Annotated in this window: 7 protein-coding genes, 8 tRNA genes and 1 rRNA gene; all 16 read right to left on the bottom strand. The window is 36.4% G+C overall.

The features are described from left to right. Positions 1 to 84: 84 nt before the first annotated feature. A complete protein-coding gene (locus BM305_RS10695) occupies positions 85 to 564 on the bottom strand; it encodes a metallophosphoesterase (RefSeq protein WP_092560690.1) in 480 nt (159 codons plus the stop codon). 38 nt (positions 565 to 602) lie between these two features. Continuing rightward, on the bottom strand, positions 603 to 1,202 hold the full coding sequence (locus BM305_RS10700; RefSeq protein WP_092560691.1) for an XTP/dITP diphosphatase: 600 nt from the start codon (positions 1,200 to 1,202) through the stop codon (positions 603 to 605). 5 nt (positions 1,203 to 1,207) lie between these two features. After that, complete coding sequence (locus BM305_RS10705) at positions 1,208 to 1,969, bottom strand: N-acetylmuramoyl-L-alanine amidase family protein (protein WP_092560692.1); 762 nt, start codon at positions 1,967 to 1,969, stop codon at positions 1,208 to 1,210. Positions 1,970 to 2,050: 81 nt separating this feature from the next. After that, the gene (locus tag BM305_RS10710) at positions 2,051 to 3,199 is read right to left on the bottom strand and encodes a THUMP domain-containing class I SAM-dependent RNA methyltransferase (protein WP_092560693.1); all 1,149 of its coding nucleotides are present in this window, start codon (positions 3,197 to 3,199) and stop codon (positions 2,051 to 2,053) included. 48 nt (positions 3,200 to 3,247) lie between these two features. Continuing rightward, complete coding sequence (locus tag BM305_RS10715) at positions 3,248 to 3,556, bottom strand: rhodanese-like domain-containing protein (protein WP_092560694.1); 309 nt, start codon at positions 3,554 to 3,556, stop codon at positions 3,248 to 3,250. A gap of 148 nt (positions 3,557 to 3,704) precedes the next feature. Then, positions 3,705 to 3,989, bottom strand: coding sequence for a hypothetical protein (locus BM305_RS10720; RefSeq protein WP_092560695.1), 285 nt, complete (start codon positions 3,987 to 3,989; stop codon positions 3,705 to 3,707). Between the two features lie 560 nt (positions 3,990 to 4,549). Continuing rightward, on the bottom strand, positions 4,550 to 5,059 hold the full coding sequence (locus BM305_RS10725) for a DUF1700 domain-containing protein (RefSeq protein WP_177214683.1): 510 nt from the start codon (positions 5,057 to 5,059) through the stop codon (positions 4,550 to 4,552). Between the two features lie 120 nt (positions 5,060 to 5,179). After that, positions 5,180 to 5,253: transfer RNA gene (locus tag BM305_RS10730), tRNA-Arg, on the bottom strand. Positions 5,254 to 5,265: 12 nt separating this feature from the next. Continuing rightward, a tRNA-Leu gene (locus BM305_RS10735) sits at positions 5,266 to 5,351 on the bottom strand. A 5-nt stretch (positions 5,352 to 5,356) separates the two neighbouring features. Further along, positions 5,357 to 5,429 (bottom strand) — tRNA-Val (locus BM305_RS10740). A gap of 33 nt (positions 5,430 to 5,462) precedes the next feature. Beyond that, a tRNA-Asp gene (locus tag BM305_RS10745) sits at positions 5,463 to 5,536 on the bottom strand. A gap of 4 nt (positions 5,537 to 5,540) precedes the next feature. Continuing rightward, positions 5,541 to 5,613 (bottom strand) — tRNA-Thr (locus BM305_RS10750). Positions 5,614 to 5,685: 72 nt separating this feature from the next. Next, positions 5,686 to 5,759 (bottom strand) — tRNA-Ile (locus BM305_RS10755). Positions 5,760 to 5,786: 27 nt separating this feature from the next. Beyond that, positions 5,787 to 5,858: transfer RNA gene (locus BM305_RS10760), tRNA-Glu, on the bottom strand. Between the two features lie 4 nt (positions 5,859 to 5,862). Beyond that, positions 5,863 to 5,934: transfer RNA gene (locus tag BM305_RS10765), tRNA-Asn, on the bottom strand. A gap of 78 nt (positions 5,935 to 6,012) precedes the next feature. Next, positions 6,013 to 6,301, bottom strand: a 23S ribosomal RNA gene (locus BM305_RS10770); the annotation flags it as partial.

Here is a 6,301-nt window from a genome sequence, read left to right on the forward strand (position 1 = left end):
GACGCAAGACATATTATAGTATATGAAAATAGAAATGTCAACACCTTTTTAATATTTTTTTTAAAAAACAAAAAATTGTCGAAGTCACAGATAATTGATGCTAAAATGCATCTCACCAAATCGATCCAGTTCCATTATAATATAGCTCGGCTGACGCCCTGGCTGCCTTGGTAAGGATATACTTCCTGGGTTAACTGCAATGATATCAGAAGATTGATCAATTACAGGTATATGTGTATGACCAAACATAACAATATCTGCATTTCTGCTTCTAGCTGCCTCTTTCAATGTAGTCAGGTCAAAATGCACACCATAGCGGTGTCCATGAGTAAGAAATACCGTATATTTTCCAATTGTCATTAATCTTTCCTGAGGAATATCCGTAAAAAAATCATTGTTTCCAGAAATTATTTCTTTCCTGCCTTCTACAAATGCATCTATAAAGTCTTCACTGCCTTCCAGGTCGCCTAAATGAATAAACATATCAATAGTTCCTACCTTATCCAGAACTTTTGCTAAATTTGCATTTTTGCCATGTGAGTCACTAATTACAAGTATTTTCATAATTTCCTCTTTCTATTCATCCACCTTGACTGAATCCATTATCCTAATATTTTCTCTCTTATCACACTTTTCATGCTACTTAAAGCCCTTCCTCGGTGACTAATTTCATTTTTCTTTTCAGGTGTAAACTCCGCTGTTGTGCATCCAAATTCCGGAAGGTAGAAAATTGGGTCATACCCAAAACCGTTTTGTCCCTTTTCTTCATAACCAATCATCCCCTCTATGGTTCCGCGGGTGGTAAATATTTCACCTGATGGACAAACGCAGGCAATGGCACATACAAATCTTGCACTTCTTTCATCCCCTTCTGCCTTTTCCAACTGGTCAATAATATACTGATTTTTCACACTATACGGTGTATCCTCTCCTAAAAAACGTGCTGAATAAATTCCTGGTGCCTTATCTAAATAATCTACTTCCAGCCCTGAATCATCTGCAAGAACAACTTCATTTAGCATTTCAGAAATTGCTTTTGCTTTTATGATTGCATTTTCTTCAAAGGTTGTTCCGTCCTCAACAATATCCACATCAATGCCTGCTTCCTTTAGCGATTTTATCTCAATTCCTAAATCCTCCATAATCATACGAACTTCTTTCATTTTCCCTTCATTTCCCGTTGCAAAAACAATACGTTTCATAAAAACTACCTCTCTTCTAATGTTCTTATAATTCCGTTGAATAAACCCATTGCTATTTTCTGTTGGTTTCCTTCATCCAACAAAAACTTCAGTTCCTCCCTATTTGACATAAAACCAACTTCAACTAATGCAATTGGTACCTTTGAGCGACTTATTATGTAAATATTATCACCTGCTAACAAACCTCTGTCATTCTGATGGGTTATACTTAAAATCTCTTTCTTCAAAATATCTGAAAACTCTTTTGATGTCAACTCCTGTTTTCTTTCCTCATTGCTGGAATACAACACCTCTACTCCATTGGCATCTTTATTTTTCCCATAGTTACAATGTATACTAACAACTAAATCAGCCTTAACATTATTAATAAATTCAACTCTCTCCTCTGGTTCCATTTTTTTATCTGTCAACCTGGTATAATAAACTTTTATCCCACATTCATCCAGCAGTTCTTTCATATACCCTACAATTTTTAAATTAATATTCTTTTCCAAATACTTTTCATCCTTAGAACATGTCCCAGAGTCCATCCCCCCATGTCCAGCATCCACCACTACAATTTTATTTGACCCCAATATATTTCTTTCATTGGATTCTAATAAAATCTGTTCCTCTTCATAAAGAGACTGAAGCTTCATTTCATAACCTGCTGCATTAGAAACTATACATTTATTTTGACGGTTTGTACTGAAAAAGGAAAAAAACACTACCCAACATAATATGATTCCAAGATATGCTAGCAGTCTATTTATTAGTTTCTGCTCCATTCAGCCTTAGCTCCTTCGTATTTATTGCAATTTTGCAGCATTGCAGAATTGGTTAATCATACAATACTGCAAACATTTTATTTATTCGCGTGCCCTTGGAGGTTTTGGTCCCATAAACTGATAAAAATACGTTTTCATCATTCCATTATAAATTTTTCTGTTTTTGGTAGCTTTCTTCCCAATATATTTTTGAGCATCTTCATAACCAGAAATTATAAAACAAGACCACGTCTCCATATTTTTCAGCACTTCACCAATTTCACCATATAACTCTGGCATATACTCTTTTTCAGAAAGCCTTTCTCCATATGGTGGATTTGTAATAATAAACCCATATTTCTTAGGATGTTTCAGGTCTTTAACTGCCCTTTGCTGAAAGTGAATTAGTTGATCTACCTCTGCACGCTGTGCATTTTCTCTTGCCGCCTTTACCATATCATCACTGATATCGTATCCCTGAATATTCATAATAACATCTCTGTTTATCCTTGCATATGCTTCTTCTATTGCACTATACCATTCTTTTTTAGGTACAATATTAGTCCAACTCTCTGCTATAAAAGAACGATTCATTCCTGGCGCAATTTTTGCACCAATCATAGCTGCTTCTATCGGAATGGTTCCACTTCCACAAAAAGGATCAACCAGTGGTCTGTCTTTATTCCATGGAGAAATTAGAATGAGTGCTGCTGCCAAAGTTTCCTTTATCGGTGCCTTTGCAGTAGCCTTTCGATACCCTCTTTTATGAAGACCCAAACCTGTCGTATCTAATCCAACCACAACCTCATCCTTTAAAAGAGTAACCCGAATCGGATATTCTGCACCTGTCTCATCTAAAGACTCTGTTTTATAAGCCACTTTCATTCTATCAACAATGGCTTTTTTCATTATAGACTGAATATCTGGTGTACTTTTTAAATCACTCTTTACTGTAGTAGCTTTTGTAACCCAGAACTTGGCGTTTTTAGGGAGATATCTTTCCCATTCAATTGCTTTCGTATTTTCAAATAATTCATCAAATGTCTTTGCCTGAAATTTTCCTACTTTAAGCAGGATTCTCTCAGCTGTTCTTAAAAAAATATTTGCTCTTGCAATTGCTTCTGATTCTCCAGAAAATGTAATCTTACCATCTTCTACTTCTACAATCTCATAGCCTAAATCTTGTATTTCCCTCTTTAGCACTGCTTCTATTCCAAAATGACAGGGTGCCACATATTCAAACTTACTCATTCTTTTGTTCTCCTTTTTCCTAATATCTATATTATGGCTAACTTTTTATTATCCGTCAACGGATATTTTTCCTCTGTAAGCATGAAAACCTCCGTAGACATTAATTATTTTGTAGCCTTGCCTTGTTAATACCCTTGCAAGCTGTAGGCTGAGCCCTCCACGCTCGCAATATACAATATAATAATAGCCTGCTACCAAACAAATCTGATTATTTTCAAATGCTTCAAATGGGATATTTATAGCAGATGGGATATGCCCACGCAAGTAATCTTCTTTATTCCTTAAATCAATTATCTTACAATCCGCTCTTCCTATATATTGGAATATATCTTTTGCAGGAATCGACGTAACATTCATGCTATCACCACCAATCCTATTATAATATATTCGAAAAATAGAATTTTGTGTAAGAATACAAAAAATAACCTGAGAATATTTAATCTCAGGTTATTTTCTAGTTATAAATGATTAACTCAAGAACATTTCAAAATCAGAGCGATTAGAATTAATATTTGTCTGAAGTGTTGTTTGTACTATTTGAATAATTTGAGGTTGTACCACCTGTTGAATTTTTTGATGTGCTGGATGTTGTATTTTTAGAGCTGTTTTTTGAAGCATTTCTTGCGTTACTTGTATTACCTGTGTTACTTGCATTATTTGCATTACTTGTGCTGCTTGTTCCACTATAGCTGTTTGCATTGCTGTAATTATTCTGTGAAGAACAATCCTGATATGCATTATTACTCCTGTTAGTATCCTGTGTGCTATTATTACTATAATTTTTAGCCATAATATTGCCTCCTATAATATATTTAAATTACAAAATTATTATCTGCTTTTTATTTTTTTTTATTCACATTTCTGAAAATTAAGAAAAATGTTGAAATCAATCTTTTTCCAGTTGATTTTTAAATGTAAATGTACTATAATGAGTTTGTGTTAAGAGTTCACCCCTTAAATGAACTCTGATTCGCACACTATATAACCCCTTATTAATTATTTATACTCCCCTCATCGAAACACCGCCATGGCTCCCCCTTGGCGGTGTTTCATTTGTAAAAATATATTCTTTGATATTTACCTAATACTTTTAAGGATTACTCCACTAATTACATTATCATTATAATATGCCACTACTTTATTAGAATCTTTATAAGCGCAATCATTACTTTGTAGAAAATTAAACCAATCTTTTTTGCAACTCTGAACTCTAATTGTAATGTCCCCATTGTCCATTATTAGCCCATCTTAAATGCCCAAATTGAAAACAGAATGAATATCAAAAAAACCCTGCAAGCATAACATTAGCCTGCAAAGTTTCTAGTTTCACACCCTATACATACTCCGTTTCTATCTGCGCTTCCATACGCCTAAAAATACCTTTATAAGCAGATAAATTAATATAATAGGCAGGATAACCGAAAATAGTAATTGAACAGCAAATTTAATCACAATTACTAATACTAAAATAAAAGCAACATACGTAATAATTCTTCTCATTCGCTCAAAAAATCTATTCTTATTTATTTCGCTTCCTCCCTTGGCTCTAGGTTTACTGCTTCTTCCTGTACCCTCTTCACCTTCATACTCTTCGTATTTTACCTCTTCATAGGCATTATTTCTATTCTGCTTCCATCCGCCATATTTATATCTCCCTGACATCTTATAAGTATCGATAATTGTTTTTGCTATCAGCCTGGGGTCTCCTATTTGATTCACTATATTTTCTTCTGATTCTTGCTTCATTTTGCAAGATTCAATATAATCACTATAATATTTTATATGCCCATCTACAATATGACTTGGCATTTCATCCTGCAATGTTTCTCTTAATTGTTTCAGAAACTCTTCTTTATTCATTAGCATCTCCTTTTATTCATATAAATAATTCTACTAATGATTCTATTCTATCATAAATATAAAAACAGGTAAAATACTTTTATGTAAAAAAATAAAGCCCAATTTTTATTTGGGCTTTAACGTGCGTGAGAAGATTCGAACTCCCGACACCTTGGTCCGTAGCCAAGTGCTCTATCCAGCTGAGCTACACACACATATAATTTTAATGCCGGCGACCGGAATCGAACCGGTACGGGAGATTAGTCCCGCAGGATTTTAAGTCCTGTGCGTCTGCCAGTTCCGCCACGCCGGCATCAATGGGACCTACAGGGCTCGAACCTGTGACCCTCTGCTTGTAAGGCAGATGCTCTCCCAGCTGAGCTAAGATCCCACATTTCATTGATGACAAAATTTAGTTGTAAAACGACCCAGAAGGGACTCGAACCCTCGACCTCCGCCGTGACAGGGCGGCGCTCTAACCAACTGAGCCACTAGGCCTTAAAGCCGACGATCGGACTTGAACCGATAACCTGCTGATTACAAGTCAGCTGCTCTGCCAATTGAGCCACGTCGGCATATTCAATTGTAACTATAATACTTATTATATTATAATCAGTCTGGTATATCTCCCTCTGAAAATAACATAGTGGACCTTCGGGGACTCGAACCCAGGACCGATCGGTTATGAGCCGATTGCTCTAACCAGCTGAGCTAAAGGTCCAAATACATAAATATATTTATGTATTAATGACTCCAAGGGGATTTGAACCCCTGTTACCGCCGTGAAAGGGCGGTGTCTTAACCGCTTGACCATGGAGCCATAACTCCCCGAGTTGGGCTCGAACCAACAACCCCACGGTTAACAGCCGTGTGCTCTACCATTGAGCTATCGAGGAAAACTTCTCTGCTTCTTATAAATCCTTTAAAGATATTTTCATACCTTCAAAACTACACACTGTATTCATCCAAACTTTTTGATTAAGCCTTCGACCTATTAGTATCAGTCAGCTCCATGTGTTGCCACACTTCCACCTCTGACCTATCTACCTCGTAGTCTGCAAGGGGTCTTATTGCCTTTCGGCAGGGATATCTTATCTTGAGGGGGGCTTCACGCTTAGATGCCTTCAGCGTTTATCCCTTCCAAACTTGGCTACTCGGCCATGCCTTTGGTAAGACAACCGATACACCAGAGGTTCGTCCATCCCGGTCCTCTCGTACTAAGGACAGCTCCTCTCAAATATCCTACGCCCGCGCCGGATAGGG

Source organism: Anaeromicropila populeti (genome assembly GCF_900112775.1).
Taxonomy (GTDB): Bacteria; Bacillota; Clostridia; order Lachnospirales; family Lachnospiraceae; genus Anaeromicropila_A; species Anaeromicropila_A populeti.